Origin of the sequence: Roseobacter sp. HKCCA0434 (assembly GCF_032464675.1) — a bacterium.
Classification (GTDB): domain Bacteria; phylum Pseudomonadota; class Alphaproteobacteria; order Rhodobacterales; family Rhodobacteraceae; genus Pontivivens.
Window position 1 is genome coordinate 1 of sequence record NZ_JAWDKL010000040.1, and the last position, 18,772, is coordinate 18,772.

20 protein-coding genes are annotated in these 18,772 nt (G+C 58.0%); 9 read left to right on the plus strand and 11 right to left on the minus strand.

Features of this window, described 5'->3' with window-relative positions; all coding sequences use genetic code 11:
* The coding region (locus RX333_RS16535; protein WP_316016066.1) for a hypothetical protein at nucleotides 1–357 on the plus strand (357 nt) is incomplete at its 5' end.
* 160 nt (nucleotides 358–517) lie between these two features.
* Here the strand turns inward: RX333_RS16535 and RX333_RS16540 are convergent.
* Complete coding sequence (locus RX333_RS16540; RefSeq protein ID WP_316016067.1) at nucleotides 518–1,321, minus strand: calcium-binding protein; 804 nt, start codon at nucleotides 1,319–1,321, stop codon at nucleotides 518–520.
* Between the two features lie 247 nt (nucleotides 1,322–1,568).
* Between RX333_RS16540 and RX333_RS16545 the strand changes: the two genes are divergently transcribed.
* A complete protein-coding gene (locus tag RX333_RS16545) occupies nucleotides 1,569–1,727 on the plus strand; it encodes a hypothetical protein (protein WP_316016068.1) in 159 nt (52 codons plus the stop codon).
* A gap of 490 nt (nucleotides 1,728–2,217) precedes the next feature.
* Here the strand turns inward: RX333_RS16545 and RX333_RS16550 are convergent, their stop codons facing one another.
* Nucleotides 2,218–2,901 carry a recombinase family protein gene (locus RX333_RS16550; protein ID WP_316016069.1) on the minus strand — a complete coding sequence of 228 codons (684 nt, stop codon included), beginning with the start codon at nucleotides 2,899–2,901 and terminating at the stop codon, nucleotides 2,218–2,220.
* A 12-nt stretch (nucleotides 2,902–2,913) separates the two neighbouring features.
* The gene (locus RX333_RS16555; protein ID WP_316016070.1) at nucleotides 2,914–3,180 is read right to left on the minus strand and encodes a hypothetical protein; all 267 of its coding nucleotides are present in this window, start codon (nucleotides 3,178–3,180) and stop codon (nucleotides 2,914–2,916) included.
* A gap of 164 nt (nucleotides 3,181–3,344) precedes the next feature.
* Here RX333_RS16555 and RX333_RS16560 point away from each other — a divergent pair, with 164 nt between their 5' ends.
* Both RX333_RS16560 and RX333_RS16565 read left to right on the plus strand, forming a co-directional pair.
* Nucleotides 3,345–3,959: a ParA family protein gene (locus RX333_RS16560; RefSeq protein ID WP_316016071.1), complete on the plus strand. Its 615-nt coding sequence runs from the start codon at nucleotides 3,345–3,347 to the stop codon at nucleotides 3,957–3,959.
* Entirely contained in the window at nucleotides 3,952–4,215 is a 264-nt protein-coding gene (locus RX333_RS16565) for a CopG family transcriptional regulator (protein ID WP_316016072.1), read from the plus strand. Before RX333_RS16560 ends, RX333_RS16565 begins: the two co-directional genes overlap by 8 nt.
* A 1,653-nt stretch (nucleotides 4,216–5,868) precedes the next feature.
* Here RX333_RS16565 and cas2 read toward each other — a convergent pair.
* The 3 genes from cas2 to cas9 are packed head-to-tail and all read right to left on the minus strand — an operon-like array spanning nucleotide 5,869 to nucleotide 10,438.
* Nucleotides 5,869–6,192 (minus strand): CRISPR-associated endonuclease Cas2, encoded by a 324-nt coding sequence (cas2, locus tag RX333_RS16570; protein ID WP_316016073.1) that lies wholly within the window; start codon nucleotides 6,190–6,192, stop codon nucleotides 5,869–5,871.
* A gap of 17 nt (nucleotides 6,193–6,209) precedes the next feature.
* Nucleotides 6,210–7,121 carry a type II CRISPR-associated endonuclease Cas1 gene (gene cas1, locus RX333_RS16575; RefSeq protein ID WP_316016074.1) on the minus strand — a complete coding sequence of 304 codons (912 nt, stop codon included), beginning with the start codon at nucleotides 7,119–7,121 and terminating at the stop codon, nucleotides 6,210–6,212.
* A gap of 44 nt (nucleotides 7,122–7,165) precedes the next feature.
* Nucleotides 7,166–10,438, minus strand: a complete 3,273-nt coding sequence (gene cas9, locus RX333_RS16580; RefSeq protein WP_410056095.1) for a type II CRISPR RNA-guided endonuclease Cas9 — start codon at nucleotides 10,436–10,438, stop codon at nucleotides 7,166–7,168.
* 1,554 nt (nucleotides 10,439–11,992) lie between these two features.
* Between cas9 and RX333_RS16585 the strand changes: the two genes are divergently transcribed.
* On the plus strand, nucleotides 11,993–12,298 hold the full coding sequence (locus RX333_RS16585; RefSeq protein WP_316016076.1) for a hypothetical protein: 306 nt from the start codon (nucleotides 11,993–11,995) through the stop codon (nucleotides 12,296–12,298).
* Here RX333_RS16585 and RX333_RS16590 read toward each other — a convergent pair.
* The 5 genes from RX333_RS16590 to RX333_RS16610 all read right to left on the minus strand — a co-directional run bounded on the left by RX333_RS16590 (nucleotide 12,288) and on the right by RX333_RS16610 (nucleotide 15,951).
* On the minus strand, nucleotides 12,288–12,947 hold the full coding sequence (locus tag RX333_RS16590) for a N4-gp56 family major capsid protein (RefSeq protein ID WP_316016077.1): 660 nt from the start codon (nucleotides 12,945–12,947) through the stop codon (nucleotides 12,288–12,290). The two genes, RX333_RS16585 and RX333_RS16590, sit on opposite strands and share 11 nt — an antisense overlap.
* Before the next feature lie 446 nt (nucleotides 12,948–13,393).
* A complete protein-coding gene (locus tag RX333_RS16595; protein ID WP_316016078.1) occupies nucleotides 13,394–14,038 on the minus strand; it encodes a hypothetical protein in 645 nt (214 codons plus the stop codon).
* A gap of 170 nt (nucleotides 14,039–14,208) precedes the next feature.
* On the minus strand, nucleotides 14,209–14,355 hold the full coding sequence (locus RX333_RS17270; protein ID WP_410056096.1) for a hypothetical protein: 147 nt from the start codon (nucleotides 14,353–14,355) through the stop codon (nucleotides 14,209–14,211).
* A gap of 137 nt (nucleotides 14,356–14,492) precedes the next feature.
* Entirely contained in the window at nucleotides 14,493–15,362 is an 870-nt protein-coding gene (locus tag RX333_RS16605) for a hypothetical protein (protein WP_316016080.1), read from the minus strand.
* Between the two features lie 109 nt (nucleotides 15,363–15,471).
* Nucleotides 15,472–15,951, minus strand: coding sequence for a hypothetical protein (locus RX333_RS16610; protein WP_316016081.1), 480 nt, complete (start codon nucleotides 15,949–15,951; stop codon nucleotides 15,472–15,474).
* Between the two features lie 532 nt (nucleotides 15,952–16,483).
* On the opposite strand from RX333_RS16610, the gene RX333_RS16615 reads away from it, so the two are divergent.
* The 4 genes from RX333_RS16615 to RX333_RS16630 form a co-directional block, all read left to right on the plus strand.
* The gene (locus tag RX333_RS16615; protein ID WP_316016082.1) at nucleotides 16,484–16,741 is read left to right on the plus strand and encodes a type II toxin-antitoxin system ParD family antitoxin; all 258 of its coding nucleotides are present in this window, start codon (nucleotides 16,484–16,486) and stop codon (nucleotides 16,739–16,741) included.
* Nucleotides 16,738–17,067 (plus strand): type II toxin-antitoxin system RelE/ParE family toxin, encoded by a 330-nt coding sequence (locus RX333_RS16620; RefSeq protein ID WP_316016083.1) that lies wholly within the window; start codon nucleotides 16,738–16,740, stop codon nucleotides 17,065–17,067. Before RX333_RS16615 ends, RX333_RS16620 begins: the two co-directional genes overlap by 4 nt.
* Nucleotides 17,068–17,689: 622 nt before the next feature.
* The gene (locus RX333_RS16625; RefSeq protein ID WP_316016084.1) at nucleotides 17,690–18,505 is read left to right on the plus strand and encodes a replication initiation protein; all 816 of its coding nucleotides are present in this window, start codon (nucleotides 17,690–17,692) and stop codon (nucleotides 18,503–18,505) included.
* Nucleotides 18,496–18,772 (plus strand): hypothetical protein (locus RX333_RS16630; RefSeq protein WP_316016085.1); only part of this gene is annotated, 277 nt, incomplete at its 3' end. The genes RX333_RS16625 and RX333_RS16630, both read left to right, overlap by 10 nt.

The window sequence follows — 18,772 nt, forward strand, 5'->3', positions numbered from 1 at the left end:
AGGTACCAAATCGGCCGGCACGCGAATGAGACCCTCGCACTGCGCTACGGGATCGCCAATGAGTTTCGAGAACGAAGACACAACGGAACCGAGATGATCGACTCCCGCTACATAAGGCTTAGAAAACTTCGTGTCCGAGACAGAGAGAAATGCCGCTATGAGGTCGAGTTGTCAGACTTTCGAAAGAGGAACGCCATAGCGGTGATCGAACCAGGAACAGAGTATGTGAAGACGTTCTATCCAATGGAGAACACTTGGTTCAATCGGCACAAGAAACTGGAGGAAGTGCTGAAAGGCAACCGCACCATGACACTGAAGGAGATCGCCAAGTTCCACATAGACAAGACGATCACGTAGACCTGTCGGGCATAACAGTCAGCGTCCTGATCGGCCGGGAGGCGAATAACATCGAAGGCCGAAAGGCCGCGTATCAGGAGCTGCAACGGCCAAAGGTCGGACGCCGGGCAGGGCGGGCAGGGATTGGCACTCATCCTCCCAAGATGAACGTCAACAGCCCCTAGAAAAACTCGAGACAGTTCCAGAAATCGGTCTCGGACATCTCATAACCCTTGATGACTTCTCCCGCATCGTTCGTCAGCACCTGTTCGTGAGCCCAGATCTCAACGTTCTGGCCGGTTATCCTCATCCAGCCTCGGCCTATGTCGATATCGTAGTCATCGACCGAGCCTTTCAGGCTAATGATATCCTTGGCCTCGATATCCATGATCGAGTTCTCGTCGTCGCCTGGTCGGAAAACAAACGTATCGGCGCCGGACCCACCCCAAAGATAGTCTTCACCACTGCCGGGCTTCAGGATGTCGTGTCCCAGATTGCCATGCAAGGTGTCGTCCCCGTCACCACCCTTCAGCTTGTCTCGCCCGATACCGCCGAAGAGATAATCGTCTCCCTTCCCACCAATGAGCTTGTCGCGCCCCCGGTTACCGAACAGTTCATCGTTGCCATCTTTTCCTTTGACGAGGTCGTCGCCGCGGCCGCCAGAAAGGTAGTCGTTGTTCTCCTTGCCGACCACAGTGTCGTTGCCACCATGGCCGAAGACCGCGCCTGCGAGCCGTCCTACCGTGTAGTAGTTGTAACCACCGCATCCACGGATGACTTCGGCATCGTCGGTTCCGTGGTAGTGAGATTGGAAGTCATCACTAACAGTAGACCACGATTTACCCTTCTCTCCCCACGGATAGGTATCCCAAGTCTGGCCATCTTCCCAATAGGACCAGCAGTGCCAAAGGCCACCGCTACGGTAGCTACCAGTGTCTACTCCGAAATCTTCCGTTCCAGGGATATAGTTGATGCGGCTGTTCATGATCCCTCGCCCTTCATGTCGGGTTTGCTCGAAACGCCTATTCTCACTGTTTCGTGTGACTTCTGTCGGTCGATTGAAGGCTTCTCAAGTAGCGCGACTCCGGGACAGATCTTCGGCCCGACCTTGACGCTCTAGGGGCTGTTGACGTTCGGGATTCCCAGTTGGGGTATTCCAGCCACAGACGAAAAGCGAAGAGGAGCTTATGCTGAGCTACTCCACGAAACCACCAAGACACTGGAGAACTGGCTTGGCAAAGACTGGCAAGGACACGCCGCAATACCTCGAAACGCCATCTCACTACGAAGAGGAGTTCCTGCACCGGGAACGCCAGTTCGCAAAGGCGCGGCAGAAGTGGCGGGAGAAAATGGCCAAGGAGGAAGCCGAACAGGATCCCAAGAAAACGTAGGGGAAGGAAATGAGGGAGCTGACAATCGGGGACAAGAAGGTGACCCTTCTGGAACCTCGTCTGAAGGGGAGACCGGCACTGGTGAAGGAACCGGTGGGGACATGCTGCCACACGATATGATCGATTAAACCTAATGCACTTGCAGCCACACTCGGCTTCTTTCAAGTATTTCTTGAATGGCTAAGATGAGGGCATCTCCGTGCAAGTAATTCTCGTTCCCCTGGTTCTCATCCTCGGGCTGCTCAATGTTGTTGTCCCCGTGGCGTGGGCACTAAGCATGATGGCTCTACCAGTAGGTTTGCTGCTAATGATCTTCGGCGGAGGAGGCGCAGTGTTTGCAAACGCCGCCATCGTCGCCATCGTTACGACAGTTTTACTTTGGATCGCCCGTAGAGTTTCGGATCGCGGGTAGTGTTTCTCAGTAAGCTCCCGGCCTATCTGGAACCACCGTTCGGATCGTGGGGAATAAACCATAGCATTCCCAATGCCACTAGGCGGTGTGTGTTTCGGAACCACGACTAGTCCTAAGTACGTTCCGCACCGTAGACGCATACCATTTTCCTCCCCGAGCCGTTCTCACGCCTCGAAAATTCAGCTCTTCCGCTATCTGGCGAAGGGATGCGCCCCCTGCCCCGATCTGCTCAATCACCGGCAAGACGTTTTCTGCATGGGACAGCGCCCGCACCTTGTTTGCCGCCACGCCCTTGCGGGACGCCTGAGCCTGCTCAGAAGCCCTCTCAGGGATTGCCCAGCCTAGTTTGACGCCCCGAGCTTTCGCAGCCGCCAGAGCCGCCCTGGTTCTCTCCGAGATCGCCCTACCCTCCTGCTCTGCCACCGCGGCCATGATATGCAACACGAAGCGATTAGCCTCCGGCATGTCCGCTGCAGTGACCTCGACACCGCTTTCCAGAAGGTTGGCAATGAAGGCCACGTTGCGGGCGAGCCTGTCGAGCTTGGCAATGAGAAGGACGGCCCCTGCCCTCTTGGCTTCTACCAACGCCTTCGCCAGCTCTGGCCTGTCGGAACGCTTGCCGGATTCGACTTCGACATACTCGGCGACTACCTGGCCGCGGCCTTGCACATAGGCTGCCACAGCAGCACGTTGAGCTTCGAGTCCGAGACCGCTCTGGCCCTGGCGCTCTGTCGAGACACGGAGGTAAGTAACGAAATTCATGGGAGGCGTCATTCAATCCAGAACTTCGAACTTCCAGCCAAAGTAGCTGTAGAGGAAATCTCCACTGCCCTCCCGATCCGTCAGCTTGGCTCGGATGCGGAAACGAGTCCCAACCGGATAATCCTTTGAAAGCTTCTTCGAACACTCCACATGAAGATCGGTCGGGTAGCCCTGCCCCTCGCAGGGACGAATGTGAACCTTGCCATGCAGTCCCGAGGTACGGCTCGGAACATAGCTTTCCACCTCAACCCAAGAGTACGTTTCTTCTGCTTTCGCCATGTCGTTCCCCAGTTCTCTCGGCCGTATAAAGACCCTACGTCCGTTCGGTTTTTATACACATATGCGGATTTACGTAATTACGCAATAGCGTGAGTCTGCATCTGCACATTTGCGCTTTCACGGATTTGCGGTAACGTGGAACCAAGGCAGGCAAGAGCGAGACCATGCAAACAATCCTGATAGCCACGCAGAAGGGCGGCACCGGCAAGAGCACGCTTGCCAGGAATCTATCTGTCGCCGCCACCCAGGATGGGCGAAACGTCCTGTGCCTCGATCTCGATCCTCAAGGCTCACTGCGAGGATGGTGGGAGAGCCGGGAAGCAGACACGCCCGCTATGCTCGACCGGGATCCGCCCCCCCACGACCTCAGAGCCACGCTGAACGGAGCCAAGGGGCAATTCGACCTGTGCATCATCGACACCCCGCCGGCTCACCCTGAGTGGCTCACAGAGACGCTGGAGGCGGCTGACCTGGTTCTCATCCCGGTTCGCCCATCACCCGACGATCTGCGAGCCGTGGGGACCACCATTGCGGCGGTGAACGGGGCAGGGGTGCCGTTTGCATTCGTGATGTCCCAGACGCCGCGAGCAAGGATCACAGAGGAGACCGCTCGCATCCTGGCTCAACACGGCAGGGTGGCTCCTGCGAACATCGCCCAAAGGGTTGTCTATGCTGAAACCAGCGCGACAGGGCAGGGCGTGACCGAGGCAGGCGACGACAAGGCCGCATCTGAAATCGCGGAGATCTGGCAATACGTGAGGGGGATACTGAATGGCTAAGAAACCCTTGGCTCTCGACGGCCTGTTGAACACCGAAGCCAGGCCGACTGACACCGGCATACCGCAGCGCGGGGCAGGGCAGGGGGCTACCCAGGGAAAGAAGCAGCCCAAGCGTCCCGGCGAGAAACGGCTAACGCTCGCCCTCGATGGCGAGACCTACCGCCGCCTGAGGTTGCATGCCGTGGAGACGGACCAGACGCATCAAGCCATTCTGGAAGTCGCACTTGCGGAATACCTTAAACGCGCAGATGCGTAGTTACGTAAGACTTCAAAGCCCTCCTTTTACCTATCTGGACCGTCATTCCTGAACGGCTATGCTGAACGCCGAATTGTTCGAGCAGGAAATTCGGCTGCGGCTGGACCGTCATTCCTGAACGGCTATGCTCGAGACGGGCTGACGCGCACCACAGGGCCGGCTTCGGCTGGACCGTCATTCCTGAACGGCTATGCTAGGCTGGGCGGATGAAACAGGCCCCGCGCCGCTTCGGCTGGACCGTCATTCCTGAACGGCTATGCTCGGAGGCGACGACCAGTCCGGCTTCGTCAGGCTGCGGCTGGACCGTCATTCCTGAACGGCTATGCTCGCCTCGGCAAATCGCAGACCATGAACAGCGCTTCGGCTGGACCGTCATTCCTGAACGGCTATGCTGTGGCGAAGCCACGTCCACCGTCAGCCATTGCTTCGGCTGGACCGTCATTCCTGAACGGCTATGCTGACAGGCGCGGAATGTAAACGGAGTAATCTGCTTCGGCTGGACCGTCATTCCTGAACGGCTATGCTCTCCGCCGGTAGCAGGGTCCGCAATTGACCGCTTCGGCTGGACCGTCATTCCTGAACGGCTATGCTGCCTGAAGTCGTTGGAGGGAGCCGACCAGCGCTTCGGCTGGACCGTCATTCCTGAACGGCTATGCTCAACCCGCAAAGTTTCATCGTCGGCAAATAGCTTCGGCTGGACCGTCATTCCTGAACGGCTATGCTAAGGGCGCGCGTTTGCGCAATAGGGGAGATGCTTCGGCTGGACCGTCATTCCTGAACGGCTATGCTCTCGGGCGGCGGGCTGTTGAGCAGCCTTGGGCTTCGGCTGGACCGTCATTCCTGAACGGCTATGCTGCTTGAGCGTGTCGAAATGGGCGGATACGCGCTTCGGCTGGACCGTCATTCCTGAACGGCTATGCTCCGGGTCGCGTAATAGTTCGGATCGTTCGGGCTTCGGCTGGACCGTCATTCCTGAACGGCTATGCTTCAGCGCCGTTGAATGGCCCGGATATTGAGGCTTCGGCTGGACCGTCATTCCTGAACGGCTATGCTTATTGCACGGGCAATCGGTGCAATATCCGGCTTCGGCTGGACCGTCATTCCTGAACGGCTATGCTTCTGCGCCTCTTCGTGCCGGAGTTCAAGAAAGCTTCGGCTGGACCGTCATTCCTGAACGGCTATGCTCACGTCCGGTCTGACCTTCTCTGCCCAATGGCTTCGGCTGGACCGTCATTCCTGAACGGCTATGCTCATCGACGAAATTACGGGGCTGCGCTACAGCTTCGGCTGGACCGTCATTCCTGAACGGCTATGCTCGCGTATTGCGTGGTCACGGTGGTGCGGGTGCTTCGGCTGGACCGTCATTCCTGAACGGCTATGCTAGTCAGTCAAGCGACCAACCTCCGACCCGGGCTTCGGCTGGACCGTCATTCCTGAACGGCTATGCTGCCCCCTCGGCGGCGTCGTCCTGGGCCTCGGCTTCGGCTGGACCGTCATTCCTGAACGGCTATGCTCCATGCAGAGGGTGAAGAACAGCGCGTCCTGCTTCGGCTGGACCGTCATTCCTGAACGGCTATGCTGGGTCGCTCCACAAACCTTTCCTGTAGAAGGAAAAAAGTGGGGCGGCCCAGCAATCATTCCGAGAGATTCGCATCAGAACAGAACCAGTTGTTCGGGATTCTTCCTTCGAGCCGCACGGCCCTGATCCGAGTATCTCAGGATGAGTTCGTACTGGCGGTCGGTAAACTGAAGGATCTGAACCTCGCCCTTTTCCGGCAAAGCACGTTCGATCCAGGCAACGCGAGCCTCGTACGCTTCCTTGCCGCTGACCATCCTCGCATAGACAGAGAACTGACTGCGCTCGAAACCTTCATCCAGCAGAAAGTTACGGAAGTCGCCAGCGGACTTGCGTTGTGCCTTGGTGTCCGTTGGCAGATCAAACATCACCAGCATCCACATCAGTTTGTACCCGCTCAAATATACATCGTTCGTCCTCACCGGCCTAGTTCCATCAGACGCAAGGGTGCAGGCGGTTTGGGTAGGCCAAGTTCCATACGTCCAGATTCGAATGAACGAGCCAGCGACAACGCCAGGCGGGACAGCATTCCGGAAACCGGAGTTGTGACGCCGTCGACTTCCATGTCGAATGCAATGATCCGAGCCAAGGCTTGCTTGGCCTCCGATGTCACATCGGGGCCGGCCTCACGTGCTATGCGCCGGGCTGCCAGGTCGACGAGCGGACGGAATGGTTCCATCAGATCGTCAGCCAGGGCGAACGAATTGCCTTGTGCGCGGTGGTGCAGACCAATGGTGGGGTGCAGTCCTGCCCCAATCACAGCCCGTGCCGTTGCCGCCCTGAGCACGGTATAGCCATAGTTCAGCAGGCCGTTGGCACCTCCACCACCAACATCTCTCCGGAAATCCTTCCCCATCATAAGTGGCCAATATCGACGGGCGGCTTGTGCTTCGATGTTAGCCGGATCGCCAGAACGCACAGATCTGGCAAGGATGGACACCGGGGCATCTGGTTCGCCCACAGATCGGAGGGCTGCCGCCTGCATCATGATCTTCGACTGAACAATCATCTTCCATGCTTGCTTCATGGCGGGGCGAGATGCTGCCCACTGTGCTTGCATCCTACCGCCCTGAGCATGGTGCCCCTCGATCGGCCAGAGAAGGGCGACCGGAGCATGATTGCGGCCGCACAATACCGTCAGCGCACCCCGTCGAGCCAACTCGACCATGAGGGAGGCGGTCCAAGTCGTACCGTGACCATGCAGTATAACAGCAGCAATACGGTCGAGCGGTACACGCCCGACCTCGGCTCCGTCAGCCTCGACCTTCAGGAAGCCGCGATCACGTGAAAGATGCCGCCCGTCTGAAGAAATATCGACAATTTGCTCCACCTTGCCTTTCCTCTCAGGACGCAAGGTAAACAAGAACTATGATGTCAACGCGGCGGGCCTGGGTCGCGGATATGGCCGGTCTCGTCTACATGAACGCGGCGGGCTCCCGCCTTCAGAAGAGTACGTGGCATAAAGCGGAGATAGAGGTCTTCCCTGCCCTCTTTGCGGCGATACCTTTCCGAAACGTTCGCTTCACTGTGAGGAGCAAGTGTGATCTTTCCGCTCTGATCGAACATCTCGACCTTCGCCACCACCGGGCCAAACTTGCTATCGTCCAGTGCCACCAGATCGTTCTGATGCAGGCGCAAGAGTCGCTTTGCGGCCGGATGTGGGCGCGGTGGTTCTCCTGGCTGGTGAGCATCGAAGGTCCGTACCACCCAGGCGACAGGTTTGCCGTCAGGCATTCGCCAAACTTCATATCGTTGGTTGGAGTCTGGATCGTAACCCTTGTAAGGCCGTCCTTCCCTGTCTGCTATCGCCACGACGTTCACCGGTATCGCTATGCGAACCCGGCGAAGACCATGGTACGGTCCCTCCCTACGCGAGAAGTCCGCCAGGGCAGCTGTGAAATCCTTTCCGTCTTTCCCACGCGTTGCTACCTTCAGAAGGTTGGCCAAGTGCGGGTCCACCTCCGCTACCTTACTGAGGTCATTTGGTTTCAGCGACTCCAATGGCTTACGTGTCACGACAAGAGGTATTCCGTTGCGCAAGCGAGGATTTCCATCTCCATCCCGCAGTCCGAGACCGTATGCCGTATCGTTGTGAAGCTTCGATGCCGTCACTTGCGCATTGCCTGGCTCCACTCGGCCGTGGTCGGGACGATGACTGACAATGATACGATCGACGACATGCCCCAAGTCATCGCGAAATGTGGGCCATGGAGGAGCGACGGCCTGCACAACATCCTCGCGGCCTTGCGCCTCAGAGACATCTGCAGCGTCGGCCAGCCGTTTAACCAGTGATCGATCGGTTGCCGCGATCACGGCAGCATCGATGGCATGGTGCCGATGATCCGTACGGTTCTTCTCCTTCGCTGCTCTGTTGTGATCACTGAGCAATCCATTCAGCCCCCAGTGGCGCCGCAGCATCTCGGTGGTGCGACCAGTAACCACCCAGACATGCCCCCCCTCGGTGAACAACGTGTCGAGGTAGGTCCGAGCAATTCGGCTCAGGTATTGCGTATCCACGAGCTGCCGGTCGAAGAAGCGGTCGCCCTCGAACCGTTCCATCGCATCAGGGGCGAAGCGCCATCTCTTGTTGGCTGGCACGTTGGGTAGGTTGGCCTGAATCTCAGACCATCGGTCGGGAGCTGTGCCCCACATCTCGTACGGGGTCCGGTTGCGCTTCTCCCGATTGGCCTCTCGAAGGCAAAGCGTCTTGTTGGCCGGACTGTCGTCCAGGGTGCGCGAGTAGGGCAGGATATGATCGACATCGCAGGAACCATCCCAAAGCATCGCAAACGAGATCTGCTGTCCTGAGTACGGGCAACGTCGCGACAGAACATCCGGCCCCAACTCCTCCCACAGCCGCATGACAAGCCGATTTGCACCCGTATCAAGCACTCGGCCATTCGACATCTCTGTAATCTGAGCTCCGCGTCTGATCGCAGCATCGGTGTTGCGCTTGATCTCAACCTCAATTTCACGGCGGCGTTGCTCACCATTCTTGAGATCCCGTGACAGTTCCAGAACCACCTGCTCCGGCTTGCCGTAGCGCTCGATTATCCGGTTCACCAGGCGCCGCAACTGGTTCAGGGCGATATGCACCGTGGGGTTCGTAATACGGCCAAATCGCTCTACCTCGGGGTCTTCCGGCCGGTTGGATCCAGGAATGACGTGCCTCTCCAGAACCGCGCCGTAGTAGGGGAGGTTGGCCAAGACCTCACCCGTCCGGTCGTCGGAGTGGTGAGGCAGACCAGCCTCCTCCACGGCCCGGCTCATCACAAGAGGTGTGCCATCTGGTTCCTGTCCCTGGCGCAGTTTCTCAAGCGTACAGCACACCGCTGTTTCGCCCAGGCGACCATAGCCTTGAGGAAGTGGAGCATCTGCCGTTGCGGCGGCCCTGCCCTCGGACAACCCATGGGTCTCACGTAGCCAATCAACCAACTGGGATCGTTCTTCGTCGGTTTCGACCGCGCGAATACGGCAAATAAGGTCCCACTGTGCCTCCATACTGAGGCTGGTCCATCCAACCCCAAATCGATCGGGATGCGCGAGGCTCATCAGCACGGCATCGCAGGCGATCGCATCACGGGCGAACGTCTCATGGGTGAACCGCTCTTCATCCTGAAGCTTCAGGACTTTCGCCAAAGCCTTGAAGGTCACTGCAGCAGAACCAGGAGACTTGGGAGGCTTCTTGCCGTTGAGCGCCAATGCAACTCGATCCCGCTCCTCGATGGTCAAGGCTCGCGCCGCCTTGCCAGGCGCAGCTACACGCAGCGCATTGATTGTCTCGTAGAGAACTCGCTGTTGTTCTGCCGGATGTGCCTTGGGCAGGCGGGGCTCATCCAGGTAGCGGCAGCGCCCCATCTTCGGCGCCTTGAGTGGCCGTTGATAGAAGATTGTCTCGAACAGAGCTTCGCCAAGTTCATCACTCAGATCAGGATCGAACCGCTGCTGGGCCGCCCAAAGCTTCCGAAACTCCTCTTCCAGATGGAATCTGGACGGGTAGTGATCGTATCCAGAAGTTGTCTTTCCGTCCGGCGCCACCTGGACGGTCAGGCGTGTGCGCACCGACGGTACTTGGCGTGGGTCCGAGGCCGCGGCACGACGCTTGTAGAGGAACTCGCCATAGGTCCGCACGCCCGCAGCAAGCATCGCCTGATCCAGACGCGCAGTCCCAAGCCGGATCAGCCCGTCTTCGTTGTCGCCTCTGTCCGCCTTCCGGTTCGATTTGAAACCGCGTCGCTGGTTGAGATGAAAGATCGCACGACCAAGTTCGGTACGGGTCAGAGGTGAATCCAGGCCACGAGCTCGAAGCTCAAAGGGATCCAGAAGCTCCAGGTCCTTCCGCTCCGCTGGCTCTTCCGGCATCAGCCCAGCGTCTGCCAATCGCCTCATCAGAGCGGATCGTCTGCGCAGGTATCGGTCTCGTCTAATGCGAGAAGCACGTGCTCCACGCCGATCCACGGCGAGGGAGGCTCCTGTTTTTGGATCCCGTCCCGCAGAAAAGATGCGACTCCCCGCAGGAACACACCCGCCTATGAGCCAATCGTTCTCCCATTGGCTTGGCCGACCCTCCTCGTCCAGTGGCAGGATGCACCAACCGATTGAGGCGGTGCCGAGATCAAGGCCGAGGCGGTATTTCTTATGGGTCATTAGGAACTCTGGACGGTCCGTGCTTGTATTTCAGTCCGGATACCTTGGGCAAATTTCGATCTTCGGTTCAAGATGTTGACATGTGTGACCAGTCGTATCACCTTGCAGCCATCAGGAATGGCGGTCGAGCCGTTAGCAAGCTCGATAGAGCACCACATTGAAAAGCAGGCTACGGCCTGCTTTTCCTTTTGTTGATATTCCACCTCCCCGAGCGATGGATAATTGTTGAAGAGAGGTAGATCCCTGGGATCAGCACTGAAGCAGTGCGTGCGGATTTACGTAATTACGCACCCACTCATGTTTTGAGCAAGAGACACAACCGGAGCCCCTGTACGGCTCTGTGAGGGGTAGCCCCTACTCCGGTAGGGCAGTTGACTGTTAATTATTTGGTTACGGGCACTCCCTTAGCAGGGAAGCGCCTTCACCCCCTTGCTTCGTAGATAATCCCCCCACAGGGTCGCTGCGCGACCCTGTGGGGAGGTGCCCCTAGTTTCCTAGACACCTGCCTGGTTCAGTTTCTGCAGTCGGATCTCGAAGTCAACGGGCGACAGCATGCCGAAGCAGACGAAGGTGATCACAATGTTTTCGCAGGCAGGCCAATCTGGTGCCCACTTCCTTGAGCACGAACTGGTGTGTCGAGCTCAAGGAGGACTGAAAGAATGAAAAAAACACTTGCCCTCATAACTTCGCTGCTAGTGACAAGCGCCGCGGCTAATGCGGAGATCTGTTTCCTTCAGATCGAAGGCCGCATTGAAATGCAGGGGCCGTGTATCTTTGAGCCAATGGGTGGTGGAGATTTTAGCGCGGCGGATGCAGACGACCGAATGGCATACGTCTACTTCTATGTTGATCATGATGAATCGGGCACCGGTAGCGCAGCGTGGAGTGCCCACGAAAGCCACGCAAACTACATCCTCCATAACCTATACCGAGATGGTGCGTGTTGGACGAGCTATGAGGCCACCTTGTGCGCCTGGGATTCGTAACCGATGTGGGCAACAGTTCGCCCTGCTCTCCGGTCTTTACGCCTAGTCGTCGTTGACGTGCGCAGCGCCCATGCCACGAACTTCTGGCGCGGTCCTACTCACGCGGAAAACATTGGAGATAGTTAGAATGATCCGAAAACTTGCCACAATCTTTCTTGCGGTATTCGCGTCTCAGGCATCTGCCGAAAACTTGGCCTTCGCAGTCCTGAACTCGCATGAGGCACCCAGTCAGTCGATCGCACCCCTTGACAAGCAGCTGTACGAACAACTGGCGCTCATGTGTACAGGCGCGGGAGAAGAGCTCTCTGGGGGCACCAAGGTCTGCTTTTACAGTTGCGCCGGGAGAACCAAGGCACTTGAGATCAGTGTGGGCAGTCTGTGCCCTCTAACCATAGAGGGCTAGCTCGTCTCGGATAGCGGCACCTAGAGGCTCACGTTGCTCTTTTGACCGAATTTCAAACCAACAACCCCACTCACAGCCGGAAATCGACCTAACGGGCCGACTTTGATGCGGGCAGGCAGCTAACTCCCACCTTCGATTTCTTTCCATGAAAAGGAAAAACCTCAGATGTCAGACCCTGCCCTGAAATACGTTCCGAAAGAAAAAATGGTATCTTCTTCCGGCGGCAAAGGAGATGTCCAATTTTCCGGTTCGGAACATGGCATTTTCACCTCAATCGCCTACATCACGGCCTGGGTAGTGGCCATCTTTGGAACTATTGGCGGCGCGCTAGCAATCTTGTCGGGGATTGGTTCCTACGACGGTGGTGGGATAGTGGGTGCCGGCGTTGCGACGATCCTCGCCAGCTGGATAAGCGCATCAGGTATCGGCGTGCTCGCGGAAATCAGCCGCAAGCTGACAATCAAGGAATAGAGCGGTTCTCCGACCGAGTCCCGTTGTTGCCGAACAGGTCGGTCATGCCCTTGACGATCGACTCCAGCTCGGAGCCGATGTAGAGGACACGGCCCGAGTTGATGGTCTTGGTGTCGACCATGCGGGAGCCAGTGATCACCTTGGTCTGCTTCGGCGTGCGGTTGTCATTGAGGATCCGCGCCAGGCGGGTCAGGTCCTCGTAGTCAACCACGTCGCGGTCGCCATCACCGGTGATCTCGGCATCGGTGGTGGCCTCGCCGGCATAGACGGTCACACCGGCAGCAGCCAGCAGGTCCTTCTGCAGCACGGCTTCGGTCAGCTGCACGGCGCCGGTGACCAGCTCGCGGGAGATATGGCCATACAGCTCGCTGTCCGAGTCGAAATCCAGGAATTCCTGGGAGAACTCGGTGAACATACCGAACTTGTGGATCGAGCCCTCAAGCTCGATACGCGCGAAGCCGACACGGTTCACACGGCCGCCGGTCTCGGTCAGGGTCGGCAGACGGTCGGTGATCTTGCCGACGTCCTTCGAGGAGCCATAGAGGTTACCGTCGGCGATGACGGCGCCCGAGGCATCGAGGCCCTGGTCGTTGACGTTGCGGTCGTCGAGCAGCGGCATGTAGTGGTAGACCTTGATGGTCTTGCCCATGTGCTTCGGCCCTGAAAGCACCCTGAACCCTCACCATAAAGGCCAAAACGCAAGCTACTGAAGGGCGAGGGAAATCCGGCACTCGACCAGAACTTTTGACAAAGTTTCCCTGTTCCCTGAAACGCCGATAGAGGTCGATTTCTACTGAAGGCTACCTGAATACTAGCACGGCCTGGACACAGGTCTGTTTGCAGCGGATCTTGCCCCGGCCGCGGATATGATCTCAAGCACCGTCGAGATACGCCCCCAGAACCTCTGTACGGACCCGTGAGAGGTCATCTCGGTGCTGTCGGCCATAGGGGTGGCCCAGGGCACCCTCAGGGCCTCTCAGCACTACACCCTTAAAAAGGAATAACTTGTGAAAGGTGCTCCCCTAGCCCAGGAACACCACTCTGCTTGATCCCCTGCCCAGCTTGTCAGCGGCATACTTCGATGATCCGGGAGGCCTATTCTTCTTTTCTCCCCGCATTTTCCGCTGCCCAACGGGCAACAACCTCCATGACGGCTTTGCGCCCCTCTATGATCTTTTCCGGAACCACTTGTCGCGACAAGTCCCGTTCCTCCTTTCGCCCAAGGAAGAATGCGATACGCTCGTTGCTCGCTGGTGAGGGATGAGGCAAACCTGCCGCAACTCTTTCCTCGTCCAGCAGTCCTTCCTTCACCAACCAGGCACAAGCCTCAGCCACGGCCGGCCCGAGCGGAAAGACCAGCGCATTGGGGATCTGCGCCAGCTCCGGCGCCGTGAACAACTGCAGCTGCTCTCGAAGAACGGCCGAGCGTGTAATTGCAGGGCTGCGTCCCGAGTAGTTTTTACTGTCCGAAAATACCGGAAACCGCAGTGCGGAAGCGAATTGGACAAGGTTTGAGTTCCTTCCCCAAAGCGAGGCGCAGGAATGAATGCCAAGAGCTTTGGCCAAGCCGATGCCGTCGAGCATCGCCACAAGATTGGTCCGCATCTGGCCGGCGAATGAGGCATGAACCTTCGCCCGGGCCAGAACCTCCGTATCGGATACGCCCTGTTGCAGAGCACGGCGGGCCTCTTGAATGGCAGCATTCGCCTGCTGCTCTCCCGGAGTGATCCCGAGGAGCACTATCCTCGCATCCAAGTTTATATGATCGAATGGTGCGTATCGGACATCCAGACGCCCCTCTGAGGCAATCCGTAGCCGAGGATCACGGACATCACGAGCATCGACAAGTGCGTGGCGAAAGGCAGAAAACATCGCGGATCTTTCTTTGGGCAAGCGGCAAGACGGGTTCATCAATGCAGCCGCCGACGGAGGCGGCCTGTGTCGTGACACACGGTCACGATCACTTCGGCGGTCAGGATGACGTAGATATCCAGATGCCCCCTGAACTCGGGACGTTCATCCACCAGTTCCTCGCGAACCTCATGATCGAGTCTCACGAGGGTTCGACCTGCGGCCGCCCGCTCCTCGGTTCCGTAACACAGGACGAGGTCGACTGCCTCGGAACGGATTCCGCGCCCCTGCATGCGCGTACGGGCATGACCGGTCACCCGGAAGTCGGACAGAGCACAGGGGATCATGCCACCTCTCCAGCATCGCGGCGCAGAGCCAATTCGAGCGCCTTTCCGACAAACGTCGGGACGTCGGCCCCGATCGCCTCAGCGACGCGGTGCGCTGCCGCCACATCGAAGACATAGCCACCGTCGATCCAGCCGGCAGCGTCTTCTCCAAGAGCCTCGGTCGCGCCCAAGCGGCGCACCGCGTGTCGGGAGACGAAATCCGTCAGTTGCTCCATCCTGTCGAAACCGCGCAGGCGCTCGTTCATCACCGGATCATCCGAAGGGCCCGTGGGGGTAGCTCGGAACCCCCTGCGGCCAGACAGCCAGCGACGGGCCTCGTCAAGTGCAACCCGCACCGGCTTCGCTCCGGGAATAGCCGTGAGACCGGCTGCTCCCTTCTGGGACATGGCATTGCGCACAGCGCCTTCTGTCATGTCAGCCAGCAGCGCGAGTTGCCGGGGGGACAGCTCCTGGGTCCAGACCTCTTCGTGACCGTCGATTGCTGCGCGCGCGCAAGCGGCATCGAGAACATCGGACATCGCAGACGGCAGGCCCTGGCCTGGGAAACCATGAACACTCCCATCCCAGTCTTCCCGTGGAAGGCTGGAGAGGAAATGAGCCATGCCATGCAGAGCGTTCACGTCGTAAAGGTCATCGCCTGTCGGGGCAAAGGCGTAGGCGTGCAGCGCCCCTATCTCCGCCGCCACGGGAAAGCGGGAAAGATCGACTGTGTCGGCACGGGCGTCTTCGGGATCACGCCCAAGAAAATCCTCACCCTTTTCGGGGCTGTCGGTGGCAAGAACGATATGCTTCGCCTGCACGATAAGCGTAGCGGCAAGCTCGAGGTGAACGTCAGAGAGAGATGGTCGAGACATTATGAACTCCATGCTTCATGTTTGCATGAACACCCTCCGCCACAACGCCTGTCCAGATAAATATTCAAATAAGCAAAATATTTTCATACGCACTCACGCACGCGTATGCGTGCGCAGTCCCTTAGGGACTTCTGTCCGTCCGTGCCCGCAGCCTGCGACGTCGGCACAGACACGCCCCAGAGATCCGGTCATAAAGACCGGAGGCCCGCTGTTCGTCGATGATCGCCATCAGCTTCGGCTCTCGATACACGGCCTCCTTGCTGGCGTCGTCCCAGTCTCCGTTGATCAGCGCGACGGTGGCCTTTCCGGTTGGAGTCGAGGTGACCTCTTCCAACGCGGAAACGAACTCCATCTCCGCATCGGAGATCGTGTGATTGCCAGCCTTGTAGGCATTGCCCTCGTCGCCGGTTGGCAGATCCATTGGATCCACCTTGCGGTCGGCGAGCAGTTTCTGAAGCGCCTGGGGGTTTCCCTTGTCCAGGTCGATCAGGAAATTCAGCTTGTCGGCATCCAGAAGCCCGTTGTTCTCAAGCATCCGCATGAGTTTCAGGTTGGGCTTCAGCGCCTGCATCTTCTTGGTGTAGTTCGCGCCCACCTGCATGATGACGCACCATTTCGCCTGCCTAAAGCCACCTGCAATCTGGTGCGGTCCACTGACCGTCAAACCGGTGTTCCACGAGCGTGTAACCCTAAAACAAGGAGACATGGCCTCGTAGAGCCTCTGTCCGGCCTTTAGAAGTGGTATCTCTGCTTTCCGGGCCATCCAGCGCCGACGAGAAAGATGAGGCTCTACGGGCCTCTGAGCGACCTGTGGAGACCCAGAAGCAGCTTCGGCATTTCGGCAAGTAGGTTGCGGGTCACTTCGGGAGGTCAGAACGTCGACCTAAAGACTTGTCGTTTCACTCGGTCTGGTTTGCGGTTCTCTAACCCTAAAACCAAAATCGCCAAAAGCCGCTGATTTTGGCTAAAGACAGTCTAAAGGCCAGAAGGGTCTCACGAGCCTGTTTCGGTTCTGTCTTTTGCCCTGGTTCCGGAGCTTCCAGATCTCACACAAGGCGGTATGACTTTTTCATACTCGGCGCTATGCTGGTGACAGAAGGAGACCCATGATGCCTGGCACTGAGAAGAGAACCGTGAGCCTGCCCGAAGAGCATGCTGCCTTCATCGACCAGATGGTGGCGTCCGGAGCCTATGCGTCCGGCAGCGAGGTCGTGCGAGCAGGGTTGAGGGCTCTCCAGGAACGTGATGCAGCTGTCGATCGCTGGCTCCGCGAGGAAGTGGCTCCGGTCTACGACGCCATGCAGGCCGATCCAGGACGAGCCCGTGGCCTGAAGGATGTCTTTTCGGATATTCGCAAGCATCACGCCAAGCGGTTGACGGGGCGAGAGTGAAAGAACGTACTGTCGAGTTCGCACCGGAAGCTGTCGATGACCTGGTGCAGCTCTACGACTGGATAGCAACTGCGGCTTCACCCGAAACAGCCATCGGGTACATCGATCGGATCGAGGCGCATTGCCGGCGCATGGGACTGGCATCCGAACGAGGACACAGGCGGGATGACATTCGTCCTGGGCTGCGGATCGTCGGCTTCGAAAGACGGGTCACGATCGCCTTCACTGTTTCGGAGACCCGGGTGACCATCCTGCGTCTGTTCTACGGCGGGAGGAACTGGGAAGCTCTATTTGAACCAGAAGCAGGGAAGCTGTCAGAACGCTGATGGAGTTTCGTATGGATTCTTCAATGGAGTTTTCACTGCCATACTCGGGAGCTCGGGAACCCTATAAGATAAGTTACTAATATATATGTATATTAGATGGGCTGCGCCCCTTCGGGGCGCAGCCCATCTATAAAAAGACAATGAGGTAACTAACTAAGACTCCTCTTATGTTTTTCTTGGGTCCTACGGTTTCAAGACCCATGAAGAGCATAACGTTGGGTCAGGCGGCAACTAATCTCACAGGGAAGGGAATGTTACGTAACTCTGCATTTACGTAATATTCCCCCAGTTATCCACAGGGGAGACTCTTCTTCTCTTCTTCTAGAATCTTCTTTCTTCAGGAGCCGGAAGCCATTGGTTACAATAGATAATACAGCCGAAATATTAGGAATCGGGCAACTCACGATTAGTTTTGGGGCGGTTAGCCATTAGTTTTGGGGCGGGTCACGATTAGGTTTGGGGCGGTTCAGGCTTTGGTTGGACCTGGTTTGCTGTGGTTTGGGGTGCTGTGAACCGGGAACACAAAACCTTGCCTCTGTCGCGACTCTAATATTAGCTACTTCACATCCATGAGCTAATGGAATGTCGGTTGTCGGACATGAACCGCCCCAAACCTAATAGTATGCGCACCCTCGACGTGGTGCCGAACTCTGGCGAGATGGTGAAGCCCGCCGAGCTTGTCGAGGTTAAGGGCGCGGCAAGGCTCACGCTTGCAGACCGGCGCCTGTTCAACCTCCTCCTGCGCCAAGCTTTCGGCCCCGAGCTGGGAACAGAGCACCAGCGCTTCGAGATCCCCGTGTCAGAGCTACGGGAGACCCATGACAGCAACGACAGGCTCGTGCAGAGCATCGAGGCCCTGATGACCACAGTGGTCACGATCGAGCGCCCTGACGGCTCGACAGACCGGGTTCAGCTCCTGGGCTGGAACAACCTGTCCGATCCGAAGCGTCGAAGGGGAACGCTGAAATACTCGATCCCCCCCGAGCTGGCCGTGGCTCTCAGGGACTCGACCGTCTTCGCCAAGCTGGAACTGGAAGTGCTGAGGTCGTTCACCAGCAAGTATGCCCTGGCTCTCTACGAAGCCGTCGCCCGCAGGGTGCGGCTCAAGCATGTGATGACTGAGCGTTTCAGCCTCGAGGACTTCCGCGAGATCCTGGGCGTGGAGCCAGGGAAGCTGAAGACCTTCGGCAACCTCAACCAGTACGCAATCAAGCCCGCCCTGGTGGAAGTGAACGCCCTGTCAGACGTGACGGTCACCGTGATGCCCGAGAAGACCGGACGACGCGTGACAGGCGTTCTGATCGGCTGGGAAGCGAAGGACGTTGAAGGCCGCAAGGCCGCGTACCAAGAGCTGCAGCGGCCCAAGGTGGGACGCAAGGCAAGGATTACTGGGACTGTGGAAGAGACGTTTCCGGGGGAGGCACCCGAATGGAAGTGATCGCCATCATTGTGGTGGGTTTGCCAGTCTGGGGTCTAACCAAGTTCTTGGCAGTCTTGGCTAAGAAGCGGAAGTTGGCCTATCTGAACGAGCAGCTGTCACGGAATGCCCAAGAACGAGATCTCCAGGAACAGCTGCAGGAACAGCTGCTACGTTCTGCCGAGGATCTCCGTGTCCAGCGTCGAGACGCCGACTATCAACTTGAGCCGTACAGGTACCAAATCGGCCGGCACGCGAATGAGACCCTCGCACTGCGCTACGGGATCG

Coding starts and splice junctions, on each gene's coding strand:
- RX333_RS16540 (WP_316016067.1), bottom strand. CDS start 1,321: ATGAACAGCCGCATCAACTATATCCCTGGAACGGAAGATTTCGGAGTA.
- RX333_RS16550 (WP_316016069.1), bottom strand. CDS start 2,901: ATGAATTTCGTTACTTACCTCCGTGTCTCGACAGAGCGCCAGGGCCAG.
- RX333_RS16555 (WP_316016070.1), bottom strand. CDS start 3,180: ATGGCGAAAGCAGAAGAAACGTACTCTTGGGTTGAGGTGGAAAGCTAT.
- RX333_RS16560 (WP_316016071.1), top strand. CDS start 3,345: ATGCAAACAATCCTGATAGCCACGCAGAAGGGCGGCACCGGCAAGAGC.
- RX333_RS16565 (WP_316016072.1), top strand. CDS start 3,952: ATGGCTAAGAAACCCTTGGCTCTCGACGGCCTGTTGAACACCGAAGCC.
- cas9 (WP_410056095.1), bottom strand. CDS start 10,438: ATGACCCATAAGAAATACCGCCTCGGCCTTGATCTCGGCACCGCCTCA.
- RX333_RS16585 (WP_316016076.1), top strand. CDS start 11,993: ATGTCAGACCCTGCCCTGAAATACGTTCCGAAAGAAAAAATGGTATCT.
- RX333_RS16590 (WP_316016077.1), bottom strand. CDS start 12,947: ATGGGCAAGACCATCAAGGTCTACCACTACATGCCGCTGCTCGACGAC.
- RX333_RS16605 (WP_316016080.1), bottom strand. CDS start 15,362: ATGGAGTTCATAATGTCTCGACCATCTCTCTCTGACGTTCACCTCGAG.
- RX333_RS16610 (WP_316016081.1), bottom strand. CDS start 15,951: ATGCAGGTGGGCGCGAACTACACCAAGAAGATGCAGGCGCTGAAGCCC.
- RX333_RS16625 (WP_316016084.1), top strand. CDS start 17,690: ATGCGCACCCTCGACGTGGTGCCGAACTCTGGCGAGATGGTGAAGCCC.